The organism is Pseudomonas izuensis (assembly GCF_009861505.1).
GTDB classification, from domain to species: Bacteria; Pseudomonadota; Gammaproteobacteria; order Pseudomonadales; family Pseudomonadaceae; genus Aquipseudomonas; species Aquipseudomonas izuensis.
Genome location: NZ_WTFT01000032.1, coordinates 1 through 24,199, shown reverse-complemented (window position 1 = coordinate 24,199; position 24,199 = coordinate 1). Strand labels below are relative to the sequence as shown.

Annotated in this window: 22 protein-coding genes, 1 tRNA gene and 1 pseudogene; 14 read left to right on the top strand and 10 right to left on the bottom strand. The window is 53.4% G+C overall.

The annotated features are described in order from the left end of the window. Positions 1–19: 19 nt before the first annotated feature. From purC to GPL81_RS32040, 3 genes are all read left to right on the top strand, one after another. Positions 20–733, top strand: a complete 714-nt coding sequence (gene purC / locus GPL81_RS23440; RefSeq protein ID WP_060541247.1) for a phosphoribosylaminoimidazolesuccinocarboxamide synthase — start codon at positions 20–22, stop codon at positions 731–733. A gap of 84 nt (positions 734–817) precedes the next feature. After that, positions 818–907, top strand: a tRNA-Ser gene (locus tag GPL81_RS23435). A gap of 314 nt (positions 908–1,221) precedes the next feature. Beyond that, entirely contained in the window at positions 1,222–1,773 is a 552-nt protein-coding gene (locus GPL81_RS32040; RefSeq protein ID WP_178122626.1) for a hypothetical protein, read from the top strand. Positions 1,774–2,058: 285 nt separating this feature from the next. On the opposite strand, the gene GPL81_RS23430 is transcribed toward GPL81_RS32040, so the two are convergent. Further along, the gene (locus GPL81_RS23430; RefSeq protein WP_160108643.1) at positions 2,059–2,691 is read right to left on the bottom strand and encodes a recombinase family protein; all 633 of its coding nucleotides are present in this window, start codon (positions 2,689–2,691) and stop codon (positions 2,059–2,061) included. A 255-nt stretch (positions 2,692–2,946) separates the two neighbouring features. Here GPL81_RS23430 and GPL81_RS23425 point away from each other — a divergent pair, with 255 nt between their 5' ends. Further along, positions 2,947–4,578, top strand: coding sequence for a restriction endonuclease (locus tag GPL81_RS23425; protein WP_160108642.1), 1,632 nt, complete (start codon positions 2,947–2,949; stop codon positions 4,576–4,578). A 765-nt stretch (positions 4,579–5,343) separates the two neighbouring features. Here GPL81_RS23425 and GPL81_RS23415 read toward each other — a convergent pair. The 4 genes from GPL81_RS23415 to GPL81_RS23400 form a co-directional block, all read right to left on the bottom strand. Further along, positions 5,344–5,625, bottom strand: a complete 282-nt coding sequence (locus GPL81_RS23415) for a hypothetical protein (protein ID WP_160108640.1) — start codon at positions 5,623–5,625, stop codon at positions 5,344–5,346. Next, on the bottom strand, positions 5,625–6,137 hold the full coding sequence (locus GPL81_RS23410) for a hypothetical protein (RefSeq protein ID WP_160108639.1): 513 nt from the start codon (positions 6,135–6,137) through the stop codon (positions 5,625–5,627). The genes GPL81_RS23415 and GPL81_RS23410 overlap by 1 nt, the downstream gene beginning before the upstream one ends. A 319-nt stretch (positions 6,138–6,456) precedes the next feature. Beyond that, on the bottom strand, positions 6,457–7,704 hold the full coding sequence (locus GPL81_RS23405; RefSeq protein ID WP_160108638.1) for a primase-helicase family protein: 1,248 nt from the start codon (positions 7,702–7,704) through the stop codon (positions 6,457–6,459). Between the two features lie 1,805 nt (positions 7,705–9,509). After that, positions 9,510–11,036, bottom strand: a complete 1,527-nt coding sequence (locus tag GPL81_RS23400; protein WP_160108637.1) for a DUF6538 domain-containing protein — start codon at positions 11,034–11,036, stop codon at positions 9,510–9,512. A gap of 442 nt (positions 11,037–11,478) precedes the next feature. On the opposite strand from GPL81_RS23400, the gene GPL81_RS23395 reads away from it, so the two are divergent. Then, positions 11,479–11,670 (top strand): YegP family protein, encoded by a 192-nt coding sequence (locus tag GPL81_RS23395; RefSeq protein ID WP_096512989.1) that lies wholly within the window; start codon positions 11,479–11,481, stop codon positions 11,668–11,670. A 54-nt stretch (positions 11,671–11,724) separates the two neighbouring features. Here GPL81_RS23395 and GPL81_RS23390 read toward each other — a convergent pair whose 3' ends face one another. After that, complete coding sequence (locus GPL81_RS23390) at positions 11,725–11,931, bottom strand: hypothetical protein (protein WP_160108636.1); 207 nt, start codon at positions 11,929–11,931, stop codon at positions 11,725–11,727. A gap of 233 nt (positions 11,932–12,164) precedes the next feature. On the opposite strand from GPL81_RS23390, the gene GPL81_RS23385 reads away from it, so the two are divergent. Next, complete coding sequence (locus GPL81_RS23385; protein WP_160108635.1) at positions 12,165–13,091, top strand: LysR substrate-binding domain-containing protein; 927 nt, start codon at positions 12,165–12,167, stop codon at positions 13,089–13,091. A gap of 57 nt (positions 13,092–13,148) precedes the next feature. After that, the gene (locus tag GPL81_RS23380) at positions 13,149–13,514 is read left to right on the top strand and encodes a 5-carboxymethyl-2-hydroxymuconate Delta-isomerase (protein ID WP_160108634.1); all 366 of its coding nucleotides are present in this window, start codon (positions 13,149–13,151) and stop codon (positions 13,512–13,514) included. A gap of 8 nt (positions 13,515–13,522) precedes the next feature. On the opposite strand, the gene GPL81_RS23375 is transcribed toward GPL81_RS23380, so the two are convergent. The 3 genes from GPL81_RS23375 to GPL81_RS23365 all read right to left on the bottom strand — a co-directional run bounded on the left by GPL81_RS23375 (position 13,523) and on the right by GPL81_RS23365 (position 16,666). Then, complete coding sequence (locus tag GPL81_RS23375; protein ID WP_160108633.1) at positions 13,523–14,452, bottom strand: LysR family transcriptional regulator; 930 nt, start codon at positions 14,450–14,452, stop codon at positions 13,523–13,525. Positions 14,453–14,549: 97 nt separating this feature from the next. After that, positions 14,550–15,467 (bottom strand): DMT family transporter, encoded by a 918-nt coding sequence (locus GPL81_RS23370; protein ID WP_160108632.1) that lies wholly within the window; start codon positions 15,465–15,467, stop codon positions 14,550–14,552. 14 nt (positions 15,468–15,481) lie between these two features. After that, positions 15,482–16,666: a cyanate transporter gene (locus GPL81_RS23365; protein ID WP_160108631.1), complete on the bottom strand. Its 1,185-nt coding sequence runs from the start codon at positions 16,664–16,666 to the stop codon at positions 15,482–15,484. A gap of 337 nt (positions 16,667–17,003) precedes the next feature. Between GPL81_RS23365 and GPL81_RS23360 the strand changes: the two genes are divergently transcribed. The 5 genes from GPL81_RS23360 (at position 17,004) to GPL81_RS23340 (ending at position 21,989) form a co-directional block, all read left to right on the top strand. Then, positions 17,004–18,653, top strand: coding sequence for a phosphoethanolamine transferase (locus GPL81_RS23360; RefSeq protein WP_160108630.1), 1,650 nt, complete (start codon positions 17,004–17,006; stop codon positions 18,651–18,653). Positions 18,654–18,725: 72 nt separating this feature from the next. Next, on the top strand, positions 18,726–19,388 hold the full coding sequence (locus GPL81_RS23355; RefSeq protein WP_160108629.1) for a class I SAM-dependent methyltransferase: 663 nt from the start codon (positions 18,726–18,728) through the stop codon (positions 19,386–19,388). 123 nt (positions 19,389–19,511) lie between these two features. Further along, positions 19,512–20,645, top strand: a complete 1,134-nt coding sequence (gene rnd, locus GPL81_RS23350) for a ribonuclease D (RefSeq protein WP_160108628.1) — start codon at positions 19,512–19,514, stop codon at positions 20,643–20,645. Further along, positions 20,642–20,935, top strand: a complete 294-nt coding sequence (locus GPL81_RS23345; RefSeq protein WP_096512979.1) for a YcgL domain-containing protein — start codon at positions 20,642–20,644, stop codon at positions 20,933–20,935. Before rnd ends, GPL81_RS23345 begins: the two co-directional genes overlap by 4 nt. A gap of 121 nt (positions 20,936–21,056) precedes the next feature. Continuing rightward, entirely contained in the window at positions 21,057–21,989 is a 933-nt protein-coding gene (locus tag GPL81_RS23340; protein ID WP_160108627.1) for a D-2-hydroxyacid dehydrogenase, read from the top strand. Positions 21,990–22,105: 116 nt separating this feature from the next. On the opposite strand, the gene GPL81_RS23335 is transcribed toward GPL81_RS23340, so the two are convergent. After that, complete coding sequence (locus GPL81_RS23335; RefSeq protein ID WP_096512977.1) at positions 22,106–22,699, bottom strand: nitroreductase family protein; 594 nt, start codon at positions 22,697–22,699, stop codon at positions 22,106–22,108. Positions 22,700–22,980: 281 nt separating this feature from the next. Here GPL81_RS23335 and GPL81_RS23330 point away from each other — a divergent pair, with 281 nt between their 5' ends. Both GPL81_RS23330 and GPL81_RS23325 read left to right on the top strand, forming a co-directional pair. Beyond that, a complete protein-coding gene (locus GPL81_RS23330) occupies positions 22,981–23,430 on the top strand; it encodes a YcgN family cysteine cluster protein (protein WP_160107822.1) in 450 nt (149 codons plus the stop codon). A 19-nt stretch (positions 23,431–23,449) separates the two neighbouring features. Beyond that, positions 23,450–24,199: pseudogene (locus tag GPL81_RS23325) on the top strand (hypothetical protein); the annotation flags it as partial.

The following is a 24,199-nucleotide window of genomic DNA, read 5'->3' as shown; positions in this document are numbered from 1 at the left end:
TTAGCAAGCGGAGCCCATCATGGAAAAACGTGAAGAACTCTACCGCGGCAAAGCCAAATCGGTTTACAAGACCGATGACGCTGACCGCTTGATCCTGCTGTTTCGCAACGACACCTCGGCGTTCGACGGCAAGCGCATCGAACAGCTCGACCGCAAAGGCATGGTGAACAACAAGTTCAACGCCTTCATCATGCAGAAACTCGAAGCGGCCGGCGTGCCGACCCAATTCGACAAACTGCTGGGCGACAACGAGTGCCTGGTGAAGAAGCTGGACATGATCCCGGTCGAGTGCGTCGTGCGTAACTACGCCGCCGGCAGCCTGGTCAAGCGCCTCGGTGTCGAAGAGGGCATGAAACTCAACCCTTACACCTTCGAACTGTTCCTGAAGGACGACGCCAAAGGCGATCCGTTCATCAACGAATCCCACGTCGTGGCATTCGGCTGGGGCACTGCCGAGCAGCTGGTCCGCATGAAAGAGCTGTCGCTCAAGGTCAATGAAATCCTGAGCAAACTGTTCGACGACGCGGGCTTGTTGCTGGTGGATTTCAAGCTGGAGTTCGGCGTGTTCAGCGACGGCTCCATCGTGCTGGGCGACGAGTTCAGCCCGGACGGCTGCCGCCTCTGGGACAAGGACACCAAGAAGAAGATGGACAAGGACCGCTTCCGTCAGGGCCTCGGTGACGTCATCGAAGCCTACGAAGAAGTGGCCAATCGTCTGGGCGTACCGCTTTAACCGACGCAAGCATCTGATAGCACAGAAATATTTCGCGAAAGGGGGTTCGCTTCCGGCGAAAGTGTTGTTATGATGCGCGCCGTTGGAGAGATGCCAGAGTGGCCGAATGGGACGGATTCGAAATCCGTTGTACCTTCACCGGTACCTAGGGTTCGAATCCCTATCTCTCCGCCATACAAATAAAAACCCCGTAATTCAATGAGTTACGGGGTTTTTTGTTTTCCGATTCTACCCAGCGTTTCTACCCAATATTTCCCTCAAAAATTCGATTAGATAACACTCTTGCCAGTTCGACTGTGTGAGTCGCTTTCGTGTGTCGAGGATGAACCTGAAAGCGAGTCGGGTGGCCAAAGACAAAATTGGTTTTCGATCAGTGCCAGCCCCGCAGAGAGTTCATAGTCTGTGCTCGTAACGGCAGGGTAGAGCTGGCATACAAGATCCCTGTACCATTGATGGGATACGCACGCCCACTTAAGGAAGAGACAGAGATGGCATTCAAACAGGAAACATACCAAACAAAGCATCAAATTAAAGTGCGTTTGGGCGAGGAAACGTTTCAAGCGTTGTTTGATAGCGCCGAGCGAAAGAAAGAACAACACAGCGTGCTTGGGCGAATGATCATCATGGATTCCCTCAAGGTTTTGTGTGGCAGCAGTGCTGATGCGCCGATTGCACAAACATTAAAGGTAGCGGCAGAGACGGCTCCTAGAATACCAGCGGACCAACTGGGTGTAGTCAAAGTGCGGCTTACCGAAGAAAGTTTTCAAAAGTGGGATGCTATCGCCGCAAAGCTGAACGTGCCGAAGAGCACACTGGCGCGTGTAGCGATCGAAGGGTTCCTTGACGCTGAGCGCGATGAAACAAAGCTGCCGTTGGGCGTGGACAGTATTGTTCTACCGGAGCCGCATGACATCCCTCCACAAGCCAAGGTACTGACGCCTGATCAGCAGAGGATTCAAGAACTTGAAGCCCGGATTGAATGCCTTGAACGAGAGAAGTTGATTTTAAAACAAGCCACTGCGATCTTGATGGCCGACTAAAACGGCTAGCGCAGGGAAGGTTAGAGACAGGGCATTCATCACCCTGCGGAGCTTTAGATATCAGGCGCATAGGAGAATCTGTCAGGTTGCAAATGTTTAAGCGCATGGGTACAACCGCTAAGACCAGGCCTTAAATGAAAATAAATATGATAAATAGGAATGCAAAATATCTGAGGCCCTGAGGGGCGGCGAAGCCTACCCTTAACCTTTTGATGGGCGAGACGCTAAAACGCCTCAGTGGACCTGAAACCGCCTAGAAAAGACGGTTCTTGAGGGCATTGCACCTTACGCTTCAGCGGTCTTCATCTCGCGCTTGATCCTGTACACCGTAGCCACACCACAGTCAGCAAGCTTGGCGACCTGATCAGCAGACATCGATGGGTGCTTGGCCATCAGACCTGCAACCTTCTCCCACATTGCAGAGTTCTTAGCTTTGCCTGCTGGCTTCCACTCTGGATCGGCGGCCTTCTTGTTCTCCAATCCTTGCTTGATGCGCTCCACACGTTTCTCTTGATCTAGTCGCGCCATGGTAGCCATGAGGTCCAAGAGCATGTTGTTGATCACTTCCATGATCTGACCAGTGATGCCCTTGTCTTCGACCATCATGTGACTGGTGGGCAGATCGGCAATAACCAGGCGTAGGCCCTTGTCCTTGATCGTGGCCTTGAGCGTATCCCAGTCAGCCTGCGACAGGCGACTCAGGCGGTCTACAGACTCTACTAGTAGCACTTCACCTTTCTCGGCAGTATCCAGCAGGCGCAGCAACTCAGGTCGGTTGAGCTTGGTCCCGCTGATGTTCTCACTATAAATGCCAGCAATGACCAAGCCCTTTTCTGACGCGAACGCTTCAAGCGAAGCTTTTGCACGATTAGCGTCCTGATCCTTGGTACTGGCTCGCAGGTAGAGGTGGGCGTTCATGGCTAGCTATCCTTTAGAGTCTTGATTTGATAGATCAATGATAATTTATCTTTAGTCTCTATGGAATAGATTATTGATAGTAAAATGCGGGGTGCGACGGACGGTCTACGGACTACCGGAGAACTAGACTCCTTTGATAGCGGTTGAAGCGGTAAACGTTGCCGAAATAGGCGGTGCTTGATTGGGCTCTGTCGCAGTGGCAATCTGCCGTACGTTGCGCTCTAAGTACTTCACCAATCATGGAAGCCCCATAAGATGGAATTTTTCTATGTGCTCCTGATCACGCTCGCAATCTACTACGTGTGGGATTTCTGGAGAGCGCATCGTTCCAAGCAACCTTGGTTACTCAAAAAGTTAAACCCATTCAGTCAGCGGGTAGATGTGGAGGCGTGGACTGGCTGGGATGACAGCCCGTCCGAGGAGAAACCACGCCCAACCCTTCGAGAAATTAAAGAACGACACGTCCAAAAACGTGAAGCGGAAGCTTCGTTGAAGAATCAAAGGACTGAAGAGATATTTAAAACCTACGAAAACATTTTGCATGAGAGTCTTCAGGCGCAACATTTTCTCGACTTTAACTCGCTTTACGAACCGGTTCCCCTTCCCGATTCCTCTGTGCCGTCTCATTTGGTGCAATGCGCTGCACCTCCTAAGATAGAAGACTTCCGGCAAAGCAGATGGATAGAGATATTGAGCAGGTTCTATCCGGGGCATGCTTCGCGGTTGATCAATGCGGACGAAGAGCAATCGTATCTATACCAGCATGCCCTAAGTGCGTGGGAGGACTCGGAAAAAGCCAGGCTGTCAGAGCTGGAGAAGTTTAGAGAAGACTTCGAGCGGTCACACAAGGAGGCGGTGGCACATAACGAGGCTATTACGCTGAAGAAAAGTAGGCTCAAACAGAATTACCGGGACGGTGATGAGTTCGTAGTTGGGGCGTACGTCAAGAAGATATTGGAAACATCACCCTATCCCAAATCGCTTACTCGGAAGGTCAAGACCACTTATGCAGGTTCGTCCAAGCAACTGATAGTAGATTTCGAACTTCCTAAATTGGATGTCATACCCGATGAGTTTGATTTCCGATATGTAAAGTCAAGTGACAAGATCGTGGGCAAGCGCCGCAAAGCTAAAGATATTGACGACGACTACACGAGGCTCATCTCTGCTATCGCGCTGAAAGTCTTGAACGAGGTGTTCGCTTCGGATGTCGCTGGGGTTGTGGAGGTATGTTGCTTCAACGGCTACTTAGACACCATTGATAGATCAACAGGCATGAAGGTCAGGCCCTGCCTAATCTCGACCAGAACCACCAAAGAGAAACTGGAAGCAATCGATCTGGAACACGTAGACCCACGGTTATGCGTTCGTAACCTAGGTTCCCATGTGTCTCGAAGCGCATCGGAGCTACAAGCTGTAAAGCCCATCATCGAATTCAATATGACTGACCGACGCTTTGTAGGTGAAGGTGATATGTCCTTCCTAAGCTCTGCCCAGAACCTCATGGACTTGAACCCGTATGAGTTCGAACGGTTGATTGTTAAGCTTTTTCAAGAATTAGGGCTTGATGCCAAATTAACGCAGTCATCACGAGACGGCGGCGTGGACTGCGTAGCATTTGATACACGGCCTATTATTGGGGGAAAGGTAGTTATCCAAGCCAAGCGATATCGACATACAGTGGGGGTGTCGGCTGTGCGAGACTTATATGGGACGATGATGAACGAGGGAGCGAACAAGGGTATCCTGGTCACAACAAGCGGTTACGGTCCCGATGCATTCAATTTTGCAAAAGATAAGCCTATTGAATTAATCGACGGTGGTGGATTGTTACACTACCTTCAAGAAGTAGGCGTGAATGCGCGAATAGTTATGCCAATGGAATAATCTCAGCACTTGCGTAAGTGAGTGCATATCCGTCTACGAATCTAGGAAATGCCTCTGAGTCCCATGGCCCCCCGACAGCCTCCCCATTAACCAATACGGCACCGTTGATCCAGCTGCGTGACATAGCCGTGAGGCCGTAATATAAACCTACAGCTTCGCTGGGAGTGACTTCAGATTGGATCTGCACTGACCAGTCCCCGGACCTCTCTAGATACTGCCAGCGCTCTCTAATGGGCGAGAACGAATCGATAGAAGGTTTGGTGTTGCTGTCTGGTTTGTCTGCTGAAGCCTTCAAGATAAACCAATAAAAGTAGGTCACTGGTTGCGACCTTGCAAAAGCTTTACCCGGCTTTCGAGTATTGCCATTCGACTTTCTAAGTCATTCTTGAGTTGGTCATGACTGGCAGAAAGGTTGTTGTGCCTGATCTCAGAATAAATATTTAAACTCGTAATCCTGTCTTGAATCACAGACGAATCTACTGGCACCGGACGAGCCTGATGGAATAGAAAACCAATGACCACAAGAGCGATTGCATTAAAAGTCAAAAGGGTTGTATTCAGGTGACACTTTTTTGTATCGGTTAGCATAAAAATCCTTGTTAAAGATGTTTGAGGTTGGTTTGTTGTATTTTAGTTGTATATACAAGATCGGAGGACTGCTGTGCTTGGTCGAGCACTGCTAACAGGCCCGTACAATCAGGCCTGTAACAGTTTTGTGCATAAGCTATCTATTTAAATCAGCAAAAACTGAGTCCTGCTTGCTGACTATTTTTTACTACCGGAAAGCTTTTTGATTAGGTTCTCTAATTCTGCTCTCTTGTTTGAAGGAGAATCCTCTGATCTGAAAAGAATGTTGTTTTCCTTTTGAGCCTTATCTTCCTCTTTCTGGAGGTTGTGCTGTGAAACAACCCCTTCAACAAAGGCTAGTAGGTCTGAAAGTTTATTTTGTTTCGCCAGTTGTTCAGATTCGTACTGATCCGGGTGAAACTTTTTAAGGATTAGGTCTCGGGTTAGGTTTAGCTGCTCTGTGCTATTCATGTCTTCCATTATTTTGACTCCGCTACAGATTTAAAGAATTCTTGTGCCTCTTGTTGGGCTTTAATCCGTAGCTTACTGAGACGGTCTTCTTCTTTCTTTTGCTCCTTGTTAAGTTCTGCGGCAAGGAGTTGTTCAGTCAGCGTCTCAATTTGTTTCTGCTTCTCTTCGGCAAGCTCGCTCCGGTAGCTTTCTTCTACGTCCTTCATGATTACTTGAAGATCGTCATCTTGCTCTGAGGGTGTCTTGTAAACGTGAGCAGAGTAATAGCCAACGCCAGTGACAATGTTGCTGTATGTATGGCGTGTCTGGCCGTTGATTGCTAGCTTCACCAATCCATCTACGAAGGACTCCAGTGTAGTGTCATGGAAAACAAAGCAGCTATCTAATACAAATGTCGAGCCAAATTCCGAACGGCGTACATGCCCACTGATGTAATTGTATTTTGCCTTCTCTTGTCTAGAGTTCAACTCTTCTTGAGAGAAGTAGGCAGGAATGGTTACTGTGGTTTTAGTGGTTGTCATATTTTTATTACCTCTTTAGTTTAATTTGGACAATAGCGTCCGTTGATTTGCTCTTGTTAGAGCGAATACTGTTTATTTAAATTGTATTTTGAAGGGGGGGAGAAACATCTTGCGGCTTGCGCTATCGCTTAGCCTACGTCAATTCACTACACTACGTTTCGTTCTTTGACTTACTATAACTCTATTTAAAAAAGATGCTGCAAAGGTGTCACCCTGTCTACCTGCCTCTGAGAACCACGGATAAAGGGATGCTCGTGGTAGACAGCTTTGTTTTAAGGGTGTCTACCAAGATGTCTTCCTGTCTACCATATGCCCCAAATCAGAATAATCCTGCCGGCATTGCACCTTCCAACTCTTTGGTTGTTGAGGCTAGTGTAAGACCTGACTCAAACCCAAACGGGGTAATATAGAATCGCTGAAGCTTGGTTTTCCGTTGCTTACAATCCATATTTAAAAGTGCGTTTGCGACTGCCATATCTGATAGGCCGTGGTCGAACTCATCAGCGTAGTGATCCTTTACCCATTTTACTGTCAGAACTTTATTGCTTTCGGCTACAGCAGAAAGAAGATCCTCTAGCTTGTCAGCGCTACTGAAACCCATAAGTTCCTGTTTACTGACCGTCATAGGAGGTGCATCAGTCGGACGGTGCATGGATAAGTCCACCTGTTCAAGGTAGTCCCGCACCAGCTGAAACCCACCATTCAAAAGCCAAGGCTTGAGAAGTTCGTTTAGGAACATTGCTGTTTCTGTTACATCTTCGCGATGGCGAATAAAGCCAGGTATCCAGAAACGGCGGTCACCTTTTTCCAATACAAGCGGCAGATGGTCGTTGCTGGTGATGATAAAATTAAGGTAGTTATCAATTGTAATTGTAGGCTTGTGTTTCCGGTGCAGCGGAATAGTAGCGTTACCCTGAAAACTTTTGAGTGCGTCGGTTGTGCTCTTCTTCGACTTATACACCTCATCCACCAAGGCGAGTGTTTTGCCTTCGATGACATCATTAAAATCGCCTACCACGTCCTTCAAGGCGCATACACAGACCGAGGATCGGCCCAGAAGACCTGACAGTAGTGTTTCTACTAGAAACCCCTTACCAACGCCATGCTGGCTCCGTAGGACTGGGGTGGCAATGATGCGCTGCTCAGGCTTACGCACCACGTGAGACAACCACCATCCAAAATAACGTCTCTCGTTTTCATCCGGGAACCAACGCAATAGGAATTCGAGAAATGGGGCAACCTGTTCGCGTGTAACCACCTTACCTGTGGGCTGGATGAGAGGTGCTTTCCAGAGATTAATCAAACCGCCATCCAATACTGTACCGCCATTAGGTTGGAAGCCTTCGCCGTATGCCCACGGCAAACAAGCAAGTAAATACGGAGCCTGATGTTCTGCTCCACCTTGCTGCGAATAGTAATGGGAGAGAATCCCCGCATCTCCTTGATCAATACCTGTTACTAAATCACGGAATCGAGGATAGGCAGTTTGAGAAGGGATTCGGACAAAGCGAGACTTTAATGTTTCAATTGCAGAGTTGTTATTGATTGCTGGTGCTGCGTTTGTCATTGGTGTTTACCTCATCTGATGGGTTTTTATGGGATGGATTAAATAGTGACTCGTATAATGTCGAAATAATTATGTTTAGTGTGTGATTGGTTGATGTGTAGCCATAGTGCTGCATAATTTCAAGTAACTCAGAGCTAGAGCGTTGGTTAAGGTTGGTCCTCATTGCAACACTCCTTCCAGCACGTCTTGTAGTGACTTGTCGAAGTCCTTGATGTCATCTGGAGTCTTCAGAAGCTTCAGCGCTGCATTGATTTGTAGTCGCACCTTCTTGCGTGAGGAGTAAACTTTTACGACGCATGGGTTTCCACAAGCCCGGTGGTTTGCGTTAGTGGGAGTAAACTCTTTATTACAGACAATACATTGGTTCATTGGTGTTCCTTTTTGTTTGCCTTATTTTGTTTATGGCGCTTGGTTATTGTTTGTGTAGCTACAGCTTTGGTTGTTAATCGTCAGGCATTGTTTTTAGTTCCTTCTCTACGTTGATAGGATGATTGGAATTTGGGTGTTCGCTTTTGGCAAGGCAGTCATCTATAAATTTGAACGCTACGGCTGGCCCTTCACCTGGGTAATTCTTATGTCTCCAGTAATGAAAAGAGTTATGGCATTTTTGAGAGCAAAGGACTTTGGAGCTTCGTGTGGTGACCATCTCGGTGTTGCACCACTTACATAGTTTTAAAAGTTTCATAGGCGTTAAGATGCCCTCCGTATTGATTTGGAATATTCAAGATTAAAGAATTGAATGCACAAAAAAACCCACAACAAGGCGAAATGAAAACCTTAAATTGTGGGTTGGTCTTAATAAAAAAGACCGAATAGTAAAAGCTATTCAGTCTTTAGTTGCCGAGGAGGTAAGACTCGGGCTTCTCGAATTGCCAATACAGACACATATAGTGGAAGATTCCGGTTATAGCAATTCATTTTGGAACAGAGAGAGTATGCGAGAGAGGGTAGAGCTGGAGATAAGCTTTGCTGTTAGTTCTTTCTTTATAAGGAACATGTTACAGAATTAATTTTGAAATTGCAATAGTTCACAAAAATAATTAAGACTATTTAGTTATATACATGTAACAATTTACTACTTATTATCAGTTTGTATGGATTATTAATGTTTGCTAGATGTTATACAGGTTGAATTGTATTAATTATCTATAGCGCTTACTAAATCAAAATGGGTTGCAGGAGAACTTCGGTAAAAAGCTACCCTTACCCGTAGCCATACAAAGCAAGCGCTCTGCCTAAGACTGGGTACGAGCCTTTAACCTGAAGTACTTCCTGCTCCATACCCGTAAAAGCAATAGATGCCATCAAAATTGGGAGCGAGGTAGATCGAATCCAAACATCAGATTCAGTACGGTCTACCACGGGTAGGGGTAGCCGCCTTCGGAACTGGGACACTGATAACGCCCAATCTAGTCAGATAGCATTCACACAGCTTTAACAGAGCTGCTGGGGGGTGCTGACTTTAAGCTCACCCATCGACCTGTCCCATCACTCACAGTAGGTCGCTATTTAAGATTGTTGCTGCCAGTTCATGCGGGAAGACACAAATCCACCACACTAGCCGACCATTTAACCGATTAAGGACAATCCGATCTTGTTTTTTACAAGAGGGTATCAATTTTACAGTAATAAACGGGTATTGGGAATACAAAGGATGAAATAAAGTTTTAGTGAAAGAACTAACCTATAAAACGACGTTAATTTTAAAGCAAAGCGCTGAGACGGATTTTGGCCTGAAGCGTCTCCAGCCCTAATAAAGTCCCTTAATATTCGAATATTTGGGCGTTTCTGAGTCACCGCATCGCTTACTGGACGCAGAGAATCCCGGCGAAAGAGAATTTTAGTTTTCCTATGGCAGCTTGCTTTTGTTTGAAGCTAGGGCCGGAACTGTACACGTCTAGCGTGAATGCTTTAGATTCATGCCCAACGATAAACGGTAAAATCTCCATTGTTACTCCTCGTTGATGCAACTCTGTGACTACCGTTTTTCGGATGCTATGAAACGTATGCAAATGGCTGTAGTAGTCCTTCTTCAACCGTCCAAACCTTTTGGACAACGCATCAAGTCTGTTTCCGTATTTGTTGTTACCCCCCGGAAATAGAAAACCGTCGTTGGCCTCAGCCTGGCTACATAGATGGTTGTACAAGGGAAGGAGGCCGGGGTGTATAGGCACTTGCCTTACGCCAGCCGATGTTTTCGCTTCGTTGATCTTGAATCCGACTGGCTTGCCGCCCTTGAGTATTGTGTCTTCCGGTTTGAGTCTGCCCATCTCCTCAAGCCTGCACCCAGTAAATGCTCCGAACACGATCAGATTGGCTAAAGGGATATCTCCGCGCTCCATTGCTTTGGCGTGTAGATGTTCAACCTCAGTAGCGGTGAATGGAACGTAGCTCTCACCTGAAGCTTTGCCCACTTTGGGAAGGCTGTGCCCCTCAAAAGGCGAATTGACCTTAGCGAACTGGTCACGGAAGGCTGAGTGATACTTACAGGCCCACTGCCAAAATTCACGTCCACTCCAGAGGTACTGCTGACGTGTTTTCCGAGCGCTTGATACTGATTCTAGGAAGTCATGCACAGTGTCGAAGGAGAGTTGCTTACCTTCTGACGTCATATATTCCGATAGGCGTTGGATACGGCTTATATGGGCGTCTCTGGATTTTTCAGAGTCCAGCTGATGCTCAAGGTGGGCTTTCCATGCGTCTAGCATGTGTTTGCTGATGGGGCTCTTGGGCTTGAACGCTGCCGGGTCGGTTAGGATCACCTGCGCCTCGCTCGCTTCTGATGCGGACAGGTGGTGATCTTCAATAGCGTACCTTAGCCGTACATCTCTCAAAGCGTCATGTACCTGTTTGTGATACCCGATACTTTCCATACCGCTAGTGGTGAGTTCCTTTTTCAAAAGCTCAATGATGCCTGCTGCCGCCTCCGGTTCGATTCCTGCGTCTATATACTCTGCCATGCTTACTGCAAATGACGGTTCCAAGGCTTTAAGCAAGCTTGACATGTACTCAGGTCCTCTTTGTTGCAGAGGCTGGATACCGTCCAAGGCATCATTCACCTTCCTTGTTAGAGTGCGTCTAGAGTCGCCAGCAGCCTGGGCTAATGATTCGCGCCATTTATCACCATTGGCGAGTTTCTGGCTGCGGATTTCCTCCACCTGAGTTTTCCACAAAGATAGGACAGACAAACGAAGACGCATGGCTTCGGTCCGGCTACCTGTGCCAAGGCTCTGGCTGAGGATCTTCCGATTTCCAAACGCTGTTTGTACGTCTTTTGGGATATCGAAACGCACATGCCAAGTCCCGCCGCGTTGCACCAGATTGTCTGCCATGGGAGTGTTCCGATCATTGGAGGAAATGCTGATTCTACCCATAAATTCTACCCAAAAGATCGTTTATATGCCGTAGGTGCTGAGTTTATTGGGTTTTGAATGGTAAATCTGAGAGTCCCTATCTCTCCGCCATACATAGAAAAAGCCCCGTAGCTGAAAAGCTACGGGGCTTTTTTGTTTGTCCGGCTTTTCTGTTTGAAAAATCGAGTGTCGGATCAAGCAGTAATCCTGTGTAAGAAAAATATGCCTATCTAAGGGAATAGTGACTCATCCCTGTCGTTCAATTTACTGCCCCCCGAATCCATTGTTCGCCCTGTGATTCGAGGCTTTTCCTCACGAAATATTCCCTGACACTCAATCAGTCCACCTATAAAAATCCCCATCTACTCTGGCTCCCACAGATCACTGATCTGTCGTCATCAGCAATCGCAAGGAGCGAGCAATGTATTTTGAGATTTACAGGCAAACCCGTGGCACCGTTCAGCATGGAAAGGGCCAATGGCGGTGGCGTTTACGGGCGGGCAATCATGAAACGATTGCCAGTGGGGAGGCTTACGTCAATAAGTCTGACTGCGTGCATGCCATCAGCTTGATCAAGGGTACTTGCGACCAGACCCCGATCAAGGAGATATAGGTTTCAGGCGGTGAAGCTGCTCACTCAGAGCAGCTTCGTTTAAACCGGGCGGTATTACGGTTGCGAGTGGCCCAGTTTTCTCTTGATCAAGTCGTAGACGTCCTTGTGGGTGGAATTGTGCAGGGATTTGTCCTTGCAGGCCGAGGCCAGGAAGGTTTTTACCTCTTCCTTTGCATGAGGGTAAAGGCCGGCGACGTAGTCGGCTTCGTGAGGTTGGGTGCAGTTGAAGTGTTTGTCGTCTTTCGCTTTATCTCTAGCCATTGAGTAGCTCCTTGAGTTCGCTAAGCCAAGAGCGGTTGCCCTGGGCCTCCTGAGCTTAGGGGCGCACGGGCGTCCCGCCAGGTGTGCAAGGAAATCAGGAAAAGCCTGTAGGGCGAGGCGCGTGAACGCATTCGCATTAAACGTAAATGCCTGAGGCTATTTGTTCCGCCGCATAGACGCCGATTGCGGCATCTCCCTACACTGTCGACAGTTAATGCGCGTGGGTGCAAAGGATGAATCGCAACGAACTACGCAAGGCCGACATCAACCTGATGGTGGTGTTTGAAGCGCTGATGCTGGAGCGCAATGTCACCAAAGTGGCGAAGAAGTTGTTTCTCGGTCAACCCACCATCAGTTCGGCGCTCAACCGCTTGCGTACGATGTTCAATGATCCGCTGTTCATCCGCGTCGGCCATCGCATGGAGCCGACGGCGCGGGCCGAGGAGATTTTTCGGCACTTGTCGCCAGCGCTGGATTCGTTGTCCGTGGCGTTGAGCCTGACCCATGATTTCGACCCGAGCAGCAGCACCATGACCTTTCGAATCGGCATGTCGGACGATGTCGAATTCGGTCTGTTGCCGCCGCTGCTACGTGCGTTGCGTCAGGAAGCGCCGAAGGTGGTCTTCGTGGTGCAGAATGTCGATCATTGGCGGGTTTCCGACCTCCTGGCGTCCGGCGATATAACGGTCGGTGTCACCCAGACTCGCGGCTTGCCAGCCAACGCCAAGCGCAAATTGCTGCGACACATCCACCCCGCCGTATTGCGTGCCGATGCGTCCGATACGCCGCTGACCGTCGATGAGTATTGCTCGCGCCCACATGTGCTGGTTTCCCACATCGCCAACGTCAGCGGGTTCGCCGATGAGTGGCTGGCGCAGCTCGGCCGTTCGCGTCAGGTAGTGCTTTCGGTGCCACAGTACAGTTCATTGCCGGCGTTGCTGGCCGGTACGGATCTGATTGCCAGCCTGCCGGATTACACCGCCGAGGCGATGGCAGCCACGGGGCAGTTGTTCAAGGAGCCATTTCCGTTCAAGACACCGACCCTCGAGCTGTCCATGGTGTGGCTCAGTCATGTCGACAGTGACCCCGCCGAGCGCTGGCTACGCTCACGGCTTGAGGCCTTCATGGGGGAACGAAATCTGTTGTCGCTGTCCCAGTGAGCAGGGCAACGCCGTGCTATATGTGTGAACTTTCCACCGACCTTCAGGAGTTACGTCATGCCTCACCTGCACTTGGAATACACCGCCAACCTGCCTGATCTGAATGCCGATGTAGCCTTGATACGGCTTAACAATGCGCTGGTGGCTTCAGGTCAGTTCGGTGCCGAATTCGACATCAAGAGTCGTGCGGTCAAGGTCGAGACGTTCAAGGTCGGCACGGCATTGGCAGAACGGGCGTTCGTGCATGTGAAGCTGGCGCTGTTGAGCGGGCGTTCGCCACAGATCAAGCAGCAACTGTCCGAAAGTCTGCTGGCGGTGGTGAAGGATCTGTGTGAGTGGCCGGAGGGGGTTGAGGTCCAGTTGTGCGTGGAGCTGCTCGACATCGATCGTGAGTCGTATACCAAAACCGCCATCGGCGTATGAATGTCAGATCACAGCGGTTCGGCGCAGGCCTTGATCACTTGCTCTCGCAACCAGGTGTTGGCACTGTCCTGATCGACGCTTTGGCTCCACTGCATATCGAGGGTAAAGCCCGGTAAGCCATAGGGCGCTTCACGGTGATCGAAGATGGCCTCGTCGGCCAGTAATCGCTGGATGCGCCGCGGCAGGGTGAGGATGAAGTCGGTGCCGGCAATCATCTTCAGTGCCGCGCTGTAGCTGTTGGCCCGCGCAATAATCAGCCGCTGCCGGGCCTGCTGTGCCAGCCAGCCGTCGACCATGTTGGTGGTGGACGTCCAGGGTGTCGGGAATACATGCCGGCGTTCAACGAAGGTTTGCAGGCTCAGGCGCTTTTCCAGTGGTGCGGCGCGCTGATCGAAGACGCAAATCAGATCATCTTCCAGCAAGGTCCGTACGTTGAAGTCGCCATGGCTGCGATGAAAGTTCGGACCGAATCCAATCACCAGATCGAGACTGCCATCGCGTAGTGCGTCGGCCGGGATGTCGGTTTCGAGCTTTTGCACATTGACCATTACTGGAAGTCCGGCGAATGCGAAGTTTCTCAACAGGCGCGGCAGGACCAACTGCTCGAAGTATTCCGGTGCACAAATGTTGAAGGTCGCCGGTTGCAAGGCCGGATCGAACGCGGGCGCCACGGCGTGGCACAGGTTGATGTTTTCGAGGATCGTCAGTACGTGGGGGTACATGCTGCCGGCTTTGTAAGTGGGTCGCATGCCCGTGCGAGTGTTGATGAACAGCTCGTCTTCGAAGCTGCTGCGCAGTTTTTTCAGGCAATAACTCACGGTGGACTGGCTGACGCACAGCGCCTCGGAAACCCCGGTGACGCTGTTTTGCTCATACACGGCGACGAACACCATGAGGTCCTGCATATCCAGTTTTCTTAACACGTTACTGTTCAGCATCCATTCCGTCTCGAAGAGCTCGTTGCGCTGAGCGTGCGCAATCTTGTGCGACTGATCCTAGCGGAATGACGGAGCGAGGAAAACGGCCTGTCAGATTTCAGTTCTGAACCGTGTCGGGCATCGTATTTTGGCTGGACATTAACAGCGCCAGCATACCGACCCCGACCAACATTGCCCCCATCACCTCCAGCGGCTGTGGCGGCTGACGCCACCAGAACCAGTGAAACATCGTAATAAACAGCGTGCTCAGGTAGATGTAGGAAATCACCGAGGACGGAGCGATCACGCCGATCGCCCGGTGCAGCAGCCAGAACGTCGCCAGGGTGGCGAACAACGCCAGGTACATCAGCCAGTAAAGATCACTCATCGTCAGCAATGACGCCGACTGCCAGCCGCCACTGAGCCCGCAGAGCCCCAGCAGAAACAGTGCCCCGAACAGCATGTTCCAAAACGTCATGCCCACCGGTCCGCGACCTTTGAGACTATTGGCTTTGAGTCGCTGGCTGAGGGGCGAGTAGAGCGCCATCGCCAGGCAACCGGCGCCGTACACCGACAGCGCGTAGAGCGAAGGCAGTTCGCCCGGACCGGTCCCCTTCATCACCAGCAACACAGCCCCGGCAGCGGCAATCAGCATCGGAATCACCCGCTGTTTCAGGTTGCTGCCGGGAATCAACACGGCTTCGAAAGCCAGCGTCAGCAGTGGCACCAGGGTGAACAGCGTTCCGGTGTTGACTGCCGAGGTATAGCGCAGCGCCTCGAACAGCGAACCGAAATACACCGCCAGCAACAAGCCGAGTACGCCATGGCCGAGCAGTCCGCGGGCGGTGATGGGGCTATCGCCCTTGATCAGCAGAAGGGGTAAAAACACCAGGGCACAGAACAGCAGGCGCAGGCCGGTCAGTAGAACCGGGTCGATGGCTTGACTGACCTGCGCCGCGGCAGCAAACGAAGCAGCGATCAACAAGGCCCAAAGCAACATGCCGGCGTGAGCGACGGCGAAACCGCTGTGTTTCATGGTGGGATTCCCGGTCAGTGGATGTGGCGGGCGTAGTGCCGTGGATTGAAGCGCAAGACCATCAGCAGCATCAGTGCCATGACCCCGGTGAGTGACCACCAGGCCCACTCGAAACTGCCGAGTCGGTCGCGGATCATCCCGGCGATCAAGGGCGAGAGACCGGCGATCAGGTAGCCGATGCCCTGCACGAATGCGGTCAGCCCACCGGCGTGGCGGGGATCGTCCAGGTGGTCCAGCGATACGATCAGGCTCATCGGAAACAGCCCGCCGATACCCAGGCCCAACAGGCATGGCCATAACAGGCTCAAGTGTTGCGCAGCAAGGACCAGCCCGCAGAAACCGGCCATGATCAGTGCCAGCAACACCATCAGCACCAGGCGCCGGTCACGGCTGCGATTGGCGATAACGGGGGTCAACAGACCCGACAACACTTCCATGGCCGTCAGCAAGCCCAGCAATAATCCCGCCTGTTGTTCGCTCCAGCCTTTTTCCACGTAGTACGGGGCCAACCAGGCGAGCACGCAGGTGTAGGATGCCGTGCCCAGGCCAAAGAATGCCGCGAGTAACCAGGCGCGCGCACTGGAGAAGAAGGAAGCGTTGCCAGATGACTTTGCATTCTGCGCGGGCAGTCTTGAGCGTTGGGCGCACCAGAACAGCAGCGCCAGTACTGCCAGCAGCGACCAGATCGCCAGGCCTGCGCGCCAACTGCCGGTGCGAGCCATCACCAAGGGCGCGAAAGAGGCGGCGATGGCGGCGCCACCCATGATCGACGTGACGTAGAGCCCCATGCAAAGGGCGACGTTGTCGCTGAAGCGGGACTTGATCAGCCCCGGCATCAGCGCCTGGATCAGCGCAACGCCAATGCCGGCCAGCACCGCACTCAAGATCAGTTCTGCCGCCGAATCGAGGAACAGGCGCGACATCGTGGCCACACCGATAATCAGCAGCGACAGCACAATCGTGCGGTGTTCGCCCAGGGCACGGCTGATCGCAAGCCCGAAGAACATCGCAAGGCCCATGGCGACTACCGGCAGCATGGTCAGCAGCGAGGCCAGACTGAAACTCAGCGGGATGTCGCCGCGAATCGCCGACAGCAAAGGCCCGACCGCAGCCATGGAGGGACGCAGGTTCAGGGCGACGACAACGATGCCGAAAATCAACCAGAGGGTGGGGCGGGAGAGGGCGCGAATGTTTTCCATGATCGGTCCTTGAGCAACAGGGAGTCGATTAGGCGCGCGGAGGCCGGAGGCGGCAAATCAGAAAGTCCGGGGTGGTATTTGGAAATTAAATAATACGGGAGCAACGAAGGTCCCCTGCTCGCTTGCGCAGGGGATTTTTCTTACCTTGCGAAGCCTGACCCGCAGCTGAACCATTCTCAAATAAGCTGAACGTTTTAGTCGAATTTCGAGGTGAAACCATTCGTTGGCGTCCTTTTCACAAAAAATTGATGGCCGAATGGTTAGACTTTGAGCTGCCGCGAAAAATGAATTTTTCACACTCGCCGGCGGCATCACTTTTCAGGAACAGCCGATTACCATGTTGAAGATTAAAGCCGTGCGCCCAGAGTGGGTGACACTGATAGCCAGCGCCTTTTTATTGACAGCCTTCAACCTGGTGCTGTGGCAGCACCTGTTTGAAATCACCACGGCTGATGGTAAAGGCATCGTCATGCGCGTGGCTTTCGGGGCGATGATTCTTGCCGCCTTCAACATTGTGCTGACCTTGCTGGCGTTCCGTCCTGTCATGAAGCCGGTCTTGACGCTGCTGTTCATGGTCAGTGCTGGCGTGGCTTATTTCATGAGCCAGTATGGCGTGTTGATCGATGCCGGCATGTTTCGCAACTTTGCTGAAACCAATGCCACGGAAGTACGCGATTTACTGTCGCTAAAATTGCTTGTTTATATTGTTTTGCTGGGTGTTTTGCCATCGTGGTTGTTGTGGAAAACGCCGATCAATTATCGTCGCTGGCATCGTGAGCTATTAAGTAAAGTTCTGGTGAGCATTGCTTCGGCTGCGGTCATCGGTGGCGTCGCCCTGGTTAACTACCAAGGGCTTTCGTCGTTGTTTCGCAATCACCATGAATTGCGCCTGATGGTGGTGCCGAGCAACTACATCGGTGCGTCGTTTGGTTACCTGCGTGAACAGGTCGTCTCCGCACAGCAACCCTTTGTCAAAGTCGGTGAAGATGCCCAGCGAAACCCCGCTTGGCAAACCCATACCCGCAAATCCCTGACCGTCCTGGTGGTGGGTGAAAGTGCGCGGGCCGAGAACTTCGGCATCCTTGGTTACAACCGCGATACCACGCCAAAACTCAATAAAGAGGCGGGCCTGATTGCTTTCACGGATGTGCATTCCTGCGGCACGGAAACCGCGGTGTCGGTGCCCTGCATGTTTTCCAACATGGGCCGCAAGGACTACGACGCCAGTAAGGCGAAGAATGAAGAAGGCCTGCTTGACGTGCTCAAGCGCGCCGGTCTCGATGTCATCTGGCGCGACAACCAGTCTGGCTGCAAAGGCACTTGCAACCGCGTGACTATCGAAGATGTCAGTGACCTGAAAGACCCGGTGCTGTGCGCCAACAGTGAATGCCGTGATGAAATCCTGCTGCAAGGTTTACAGCAGTTCATCGATAAGCTTGATAAAGACACGGTGCTGGTGTTGCATCAAATGGGCAGTCATGGCCCTGAATACTTCAAGCGCTACCCGAAAGAGTACGAACGCTTTACCCCGGTCTGTGAAAGTAACGCACTGAACAATTGCAGTCGCGAAAGTATCGTCAACGGCTACGACAACACGCTGGTCTATACCGACCATGTATTGTCCACCCTGATCGATCTGTTGCGCAGCAACCAGGACAAGGTCGATACCGCGATGATGTACCTGTCGGATCACGGTGAATCCCTGGGCGAGTTCAACCTTTTCCTGCACGGCACGCCTTACATGCTGGCACCGGAGCAACAGAAACACGTGGCCATGCTGGCGTGGTTCTCCGACAGCTACCAAAAGTCGTTTTCGGTAGACACCCACTGCCTGGAACAGGGCCGTGACAAGCCCTTGAGCCAGGACAACCTGTTCCATTCGATGCTGGGGCTGCTGGAAGTCGACAGCAAGGTCTATGACCCGCAACTGGATATGTTTGCCGGTTGCCGTGGCGCGGCGATCGACAGCGTGCTGGCCAAGAAATGAGTACCTTAACTATTCATGATGCAACGGCCGTTTACCGGCGGCCGATACACCGCTAATCAAGAGCCATCACACATGACTGCCCAGTCCCCATCCGCCATTGAGCTTGAGTTCGCCCGGCGCTACGACCAGGAGCACGCCCGCGTCTGCTTGCAGCCGCAGGCGCAGACCCTGGCCGGGCGTTTGGCGTTCTGGCGTGAGGAGCAGTTGGTGCGTCGTGCGCTCAAGGTCGCCGGCGAGCCGGGATTGATCCTCGATGTGGCCTGTGGTGTCGGGCGCTTCTGGCCGGTGCTGGCCGAGCATGCGAACCGGGTAATTCTGGCGAACGACCCATCCCAGGACATTCTCGACCATGCCAGAACCCATCATCCACAGAGTTTGTTGAAGCGGATCAGGACCTTTCAAAGCTCGGCTTTCACCATTGGTCTGTCGGAAAATGCGGTTGACTGTGTTTTTTGCATGCAGCTGTTCCAACACCTCGCCAACCCCGAGCATCGCCTGGCGATGCTCGGCGAGTTTCACCGGGTCAGTCGCGATACGGTGATTGTCGCGGTGCGGGTCGGAGGTCGATTCAAGGCGCGGCGTACAGACGTGGAAGGGCTTGCAGCCCGACCGCTGGCAAGCAAGATCGAGGTGGAGGCCGAGTTCAGGCAGGCAGGTTTTCACTTGCTCAGCCATCAGGATTTCTTTCCCGGCTGCGCGCCTATGCGGGTTTACGTGTTGCGCAAGGTCGGCTAGCCCGGCTTTGTCGGACTATTCTTTTCGATAAGCAGGTATTTTCGCAAATGCTCTTGTTCAGTGGATGCGCGGAAATCGCCGGGGGCGATATATACTGCGCGCCATTCTTCAAGGGAGAGCCGTGTGGCCATCGATATTCACTGGATTCGCGACAACGATAGCCTCGGCCGGTTTTGCGCCGAGTGGCAGCAGTTGCCATACGTTGCCCTCGACACCGAATTCATGCGGGTCGACACCTTCTATCCGATCGCCGGCTTGCTGCAGGTGGGCGATGGCATGCGCGCCTACCTGATCGATCCGCTGACCATCGACAACTGGCAGCCTCTGGCCGCGTTGCTGGAAAACCCGGCAGTGGTCAAAGTCCTGCATGCCTGCAGCGAAGACCTTGAAGTTCTGCTGCGCCTGACCGGCAGCCTGCCGGCATCGTTGTTCGACACACAACTGGCCGCCGCTTACCTGAACCTGGGTTTTTCCATGGGCTATTCGCGGCTGGTGCAGGAAGTGCTCGGCATTGACCTGCCCAAGGGCGAGACCCGCTCCGACTGGCTGCAACGTCCGCTTTCCGAAACCCAGATCAGTTACGCCGCTGAAGACGCCGTGCACCTTGCGGAGCTTTTCGTACAGCTGCGTCCGAAGCTATCTGACGACAAATATGCATGGGTCCTGGAAGACGGCGCCGAACTGGTCGCCAACCTGCGCCGCGAGACTGACCCGTACGAGGTCTATCGCGACGCCAAGCTGGCCTGGAAACTGTCGCGCGCCCAACTTGCTGTGCTGCGTGAACTCTGCGCCTGGCGCGAGACAGAAGCACGCGCCCGTGACCTGCCGCGCAACCGTATCATCCGCGAGCATTCGTTGTGGCCACTGGCGCGCACGCAACCGGACAACCTCGGCGCATTGGCGAAAATCGAAGACATGCACCCGCGAACCGTACGTCAGGACGGTGAGTTTTTGCTTGGTCTGATCAAGCGCGCTGGCAGTGTGTCGCCTGATCAATGGCCACCTGCTGTGCCGGAGCCATTGCCGGTGGACGCCGCGGCGCTGCTCAAGCAGATGAAAGCCATCGGCCAAGCCGAGGCTGAGCGCCTGAACATCGCGCCAGAGCTGATGCTGCGCAAGAAAACCCTGGAAGCGCTGCTCAAAAGCGGCTTCCCCAATGGTCCCTACCAATTGCCTGAATCGCTGCGTGGCTGGCGCCGCGAGCTGATGGGCCAGGCGCTGCTAGACAGCCTGGCCACCGCCGGAGAACAGCCTTGAAACGTATTTGCTCGATCTACCGCAGTCCGAAGAGAAACGAGATGTACCTGTATGTACTCAAGAGCGATGCACTTGAGCGCGTACCGGAGCCCCTGATGGCTGCTTTCGGTAAACCCATCCACGCTTTCGACCTGGTGCTGAGCCCCGAGCGCAAACTGTCGCGCGAGGACATTACCGTCGTGCTGGAGAACCTCGAGAAGCAGGGTTACCACCTGCAAATGCCACCGGCTGAAGAGGAATACATCGAGCACTTGCCGGAAGAATTGTTGCGACGCAACGACCCGATGTAATCGGCAGACAGGCTCTATTCAGAGCCTTTGTGAAACACTGGAATGATTTTGGCGATGGCCGTGACGACGCAGCAGTCTTGCGTCGACGGTCGTCTGCAGCGCTTTTTTGAAAGGTTGAAGCATGCGCGTTCTGATTGCCGAACACGACCACCCTGTATACGCCCAACTGCTGCGCGAGGCTGCGCCGGAACTGGAAGTGCTGACCAGCGGTGACTCCGCCGAACTCGCCCGACAGGCCGCCGAGTGTCCGGTCTGGCTCGGCCAGCCTGACTTGCTGGCGACCTTGCTGCGTCAGGGGCATCAGCCACAATGGCTGCAATCGACCTGGGCGGGCATTACGCCACTGCTGGCCGATGGCCTGCCACGCCACTATCGTCTGACACGCGCTGTGGGGATATTCGGTCAGGTCATGGCCGAGTATGTGCTCACCTACATGCTCGGTCATGAACGGGAAGTGCTGGCACGGCTGGTCAGCCAGGTCGAGCGCAAGTGGGACAGTCGCCATGGCCAGAGCCTGGCGGGACGCAAGGTGCTGATCGTCGGCACTGGTGATATCGGGCAGACGGTGGCGCAGTTCCTCGTACCCTTTGGTGTCGAGTTGTATGGCGTCGCCAGTGAGGCCCGCGAGCAGGCGCCGTTTGTCGAAGTCGGTTCGCTGGCCGACCTGCCACGTTTGGTCGGGCAAGTGGATTACGTGGTCAATTTGCTGCCAAATACCCCGAACACTCACGATATCTACGATGCGGCGCTGTTCAAGCAATTTAAGCCGACCGGGTTGTTCATCAACGTCGGGCGCGGTGTGGCAGTGGTCGATGCGGACCTGGTGGAAGCCTTGAAAGAAGGCCATCTGGCAGGAGCCGTGATCGATGTCTGCCGCCAGGAGCCACTGCCGCAGCGCCATCCGTTCTGGACAGCCTGGGGCTTGCTGCTGACCGGCCACAGTTCGGCACCGACTTCGCCATCCTTGATGGTGAAGCTGTTTATCGAGAACCTGCGGGCCTATCAGGCAGGTGAGGCGTTGCGCGGGGAAGTGGATTTCGATCGCGGTTATTAAATCCACCATGACCCCTGTAGGAGCGAGCCTGCTCGCGATGGTGTGTCAGTCGATACCAATGTGACTGACACACCATCGCGAGCAGGCTCGCTCCTACAGGGTATCTATGTTGTGGCTTAGAGGGTGAAATCGCCCTCGGCAGCCAGCTCGCTCAGCGGACGGCGCGGGCTTGGTTCTTCGCGGGCTTGCAGATACTCGGCCAGGGTCGCTTTGTCACCCAGTTTGCCAATCGCGACGGCAGCGTGCAGTGCATAGCCCTCGGGAACGTTGAGCTCCTTGCGGGTCAGTTCCTGATCGAAACCGGCCATGCCGTGGGTGTGCCAGCCGCTGATGCTCGCTTGCAGGGCCAGGTGGCCCCAGGCCGAACCGGTGTCGAAGGTGTGCCACAGGGCCGGGGTTTCTTCGCTGGCGCCGGGCGCCGTAAAGGTAGTCTTCGAGATCACGATCACCAGGGCCGAGGCGTGTTGCGCCCAGCTGCGGTTGAACTCGTTCAGCAGGCCCAGGTAACGCTCCCAGTTCGGCGTGTCGCGACGCGCGTAAAGAAAGCGCCAGGGTTGCGAATTGTAGGCCGAAGGTGCCCAGCGTGCGGCTTCGAAGAAACTCAGCAGGGTTTCTTCGGGGATGGTTTCACCGGTGAAGGCGCGAGGTGACCAGCGGTCGGTGAATTGAGGGTGGATGGCGTAATCGGCAACGCGTGGGTTTGCACTCATCAAGAGATTCCTTGCTACGTTTGAAAGTGAGGGACGTCTGAAACCTGCGGGCACAGTTGAGCTGGGCGATAAGGTTCCTCGAGAGCCGTGGCGGATCACCGTAATGCAACGCGGTCGAGCGTTAATGGCAGGCAGGTCTGGCTCCTTGCGACTGGCAAAGCTACTTGTCGACGCAAAAACTGACAAGCCCCCGATCTACCGGCAGTCGCCAATGCTTGGCCCGCAGAGCTGCGGGCACTAGACTGGCGGCCTTTTCACCACCTGATGTTGATGCTTGAGCCATGGCCGCCAAAGTCGAACCGTTCTGGATACGCAAAACCCTCGATCAACTCGATCAAGAGGAGTGGGAATCGCTGTGCGACGGTTGCGGCCTGTGCTGTCTGCAAAAACTTGAAGATGAAGACGACAACAGCGTCTATTACACGCGTATCGCTTGCAAACTGCTGGACCTGAAAACCTGTCAGTGCAGCGATTACCCGAACCGTCGCGACTCGGTGCCGGACTGCATCCAGCTCACACCGGGCAAGGCCGACGAATTCAAATGGCTGCCGCCGACCTGCGGCTATCGCCTGGTCAGCGAGGGCAAGGATTTGCCGTTGTGGCATCACCTGGTATGCGGGGATCGCGATGCGGTGCATCACGAGCGCATTTCCCAGTCCGGGCGCATGCTCGCCGAAGGCAGCGTGGCCGAAGAGGATTGGGAAGACCATCTGATTTTCCGCGCGGGTTAAGTTTCAACAAGGAGTGTGTATGGCTGTGGGATGGCGGCGGGCGCTGGTCGTTGGGCTTCTGACCCTGAGCTCACCCGTGTGGGCGGCGAAGAAGGTCGATCTGGATTACCACGTGCGCCTGTTGCCACAAAGTGACCAGGCTGAAGTGCGCCTCACACTCGCGCAAGGATCGGCGGTGCGCAGCCTGGATTTCGACCTGGGCGACGGCAGTCATTACAGCGATTTCAAGGCCGACGGCCAGTGGCAGCTGACACCGGGTACACAGACCCGCGGTGTCTGGCACCCGGCCGCAGACAAGGCCAGCCTGACCTACCGTGTACGGATCAGCCACGGCCGCAAGAGCGGCAGCTTCGACACCCGCATGACCCCGACCTGGGCATTGCTGCGCGGTGACGATCTGGTGCCTGCGGCCAAACTCGATCAGCAGGACGGCATCGAACTGGTGTCACGCCTGGAATTCGAGCTGCCCAACGGCTGGAAAAGCGTCGAAACCGCCTGGCCGCGAATCGGCAAGAACAAGTTCCGCATCGATAACGTCTCCCGATTGTTCGACCGGCCTACCGGCTGGATGCTCGCCGGTCATCTTGGCAGCCGTCGCACCCGTCTGGGAGAAACCGAAGTCACTGTGGCCTCGCCCCAGGGGCAGGGCATGCGGCGTATGGATGTATTGACCCTGCTGACGTTTGTCTGGCCACAAGTACAAGCCGTGTTCCCTCGCCATCCCACCAAGCTGTTGATTGTCGGCGCCAGCGATCCGATGTGGCGCGGC

Excerpts from the sequence above, each read along its gene's own strand:
- GPL81_RS23365 (WP_160108631.1), bottom strand. The coding sequence starts at position 16,666 with ATGGAAAACATTCGCGCCCTCTCCCGCCCCACCCTCTGGTTGATTTTC.
- GPL81_RS23370 (WP_160108632.1), bottom strand. The coding sequence starts at position 15,467 with ATGAAACACAGCGGTTTCGCCGTCGCTCACGCCGGCATGTTGCTTTGG.
- GPL81_RS23375 (WP_160108633.1), bottom strand. The coding sequence starts at position 14,452 with ATGCTGAACAGTAACGTGTTAAGAAAACTGGATATGCAGGACCTCATG.
- GPL81_RS23400 (WP_160108637.1), bottom strand. The coding sequence starts at position 11,036 with ATGGCAGACAATCTGGTGCAACGCGGCGGGACTTGGCATGTGCGTTTC.
- GPL81_RS23355 (WP_160108629.1), top strand. The coding sequence starts at position 18,726 with ATGACTGCCCAGTCCCCATCCGCCATTGAGCTTGAGTTCGCCCGGCGC.
- GPL81_RS23425 (WP_160108642.1), top strand. The coding sequence starts at position 2,947 with ATGGAATTTTTCTATGTGCTCCTGATCACGCTCGCAATCTACTACGTG.
- GPL81_RS23340 (WP_160108627.1), top strand. The coding sequence starts at position 21,057 with ATGCGCGTTCTGATTGCCGAACACGACCACCCTGTATACGCCCAACTG.
- GPL81_RS23405 (WP_160108638.1), bottom strand. The coding sequence starts at position 7,704 with ATGACAAACGCAGCACCAGCAATCAATAACAACTCTGCAATTGAAACA.
- GPL81_RS23330 (WP_160107822.1), top strand. The coding sequence starts at position 22,981 with ATGGCCGCCAAAGTCGAACCGTTCTGGATACGCAAAACCCTCGATCAA.
- GPL81_RS23390 (WP_160108636.1), bottom strand. The coding sequence starts at position 11,931 with ATGGCTAGAGATAAAGCGAAAGACGACAAACACTTCAACTGCACCCAA.
- GPL81_RS23360 (WP_160108630.1), top strand. The coding sequence starts at position 17,004 with ATGTTGAAGATTAAAGCCGTGCGCCCAGAGTGGGTGACACTGATAGCC.
- GPL81_RS23415 (WP_160108640.1), bottom strand. The coding sequence starts at position 5,625 with ATGGAAGACATGAATAGCACAGAGCAGCTAAACCTAACCCGAGACCTA.
- GPL81_RS23380 (WP_160108634.1), top strand. The coding sequence starts at position 13,149 with ATGCCTCACCTGCACTTGGAATACACCGCCAACCTGCCTGATCTGAAT.
- purC (WP_060541247.1), top strand. The coding sequence starts at position 20 with ATGGAAAAACGTGAAGAACTCTACCGCGGCAAAGCCAAATCGGTTTAC.
- GPL81_RS23410 (WP_160108639.1), bottom strand. The coding sequence starts at position 6,137 with ATGACAACCACTAAAACCACAGTAACCATTCCTGCCTACTTCTCTCAA.
- GPL81_RS32040 (WP_178122626.1), top strand. The coding sequence starts at position 1,222 with ATGGCATTCAAACAGGAAACATACCAAACAAAGCATCAAATTAAAGTG.
- GPL81_RS23335 (WP_096512977.1), bottom strand. The coding sequence starts at position 22,699 with ATGAGTGCAAACCCACGCGTTGCCGATTACGCCATCCACCCTCAATTC.
- GPL81_RS23430 (WP_160108643.1), bottom strand. The coding sequence starts at position 2,691 with ATGAACGCCCACCTCTACCTGCGAGCCAGTACCAAGGATCAGGACGCT.
- GPL81_RS23395 (WP_096512989.1), top strand. The coding sequence starts at position 11,479 with ATGTATTTTGAGATTTACAGGCAAACCCGTGGCACCGTTCAGCATGGA.
- GPL81_RS23385 (WP_160108635.1), top strand. The coding sequence starts at position 12,165 with ATGAATCGCAACGAACTACGCAAGGCCGACATCAACCTGATGGTGGTG.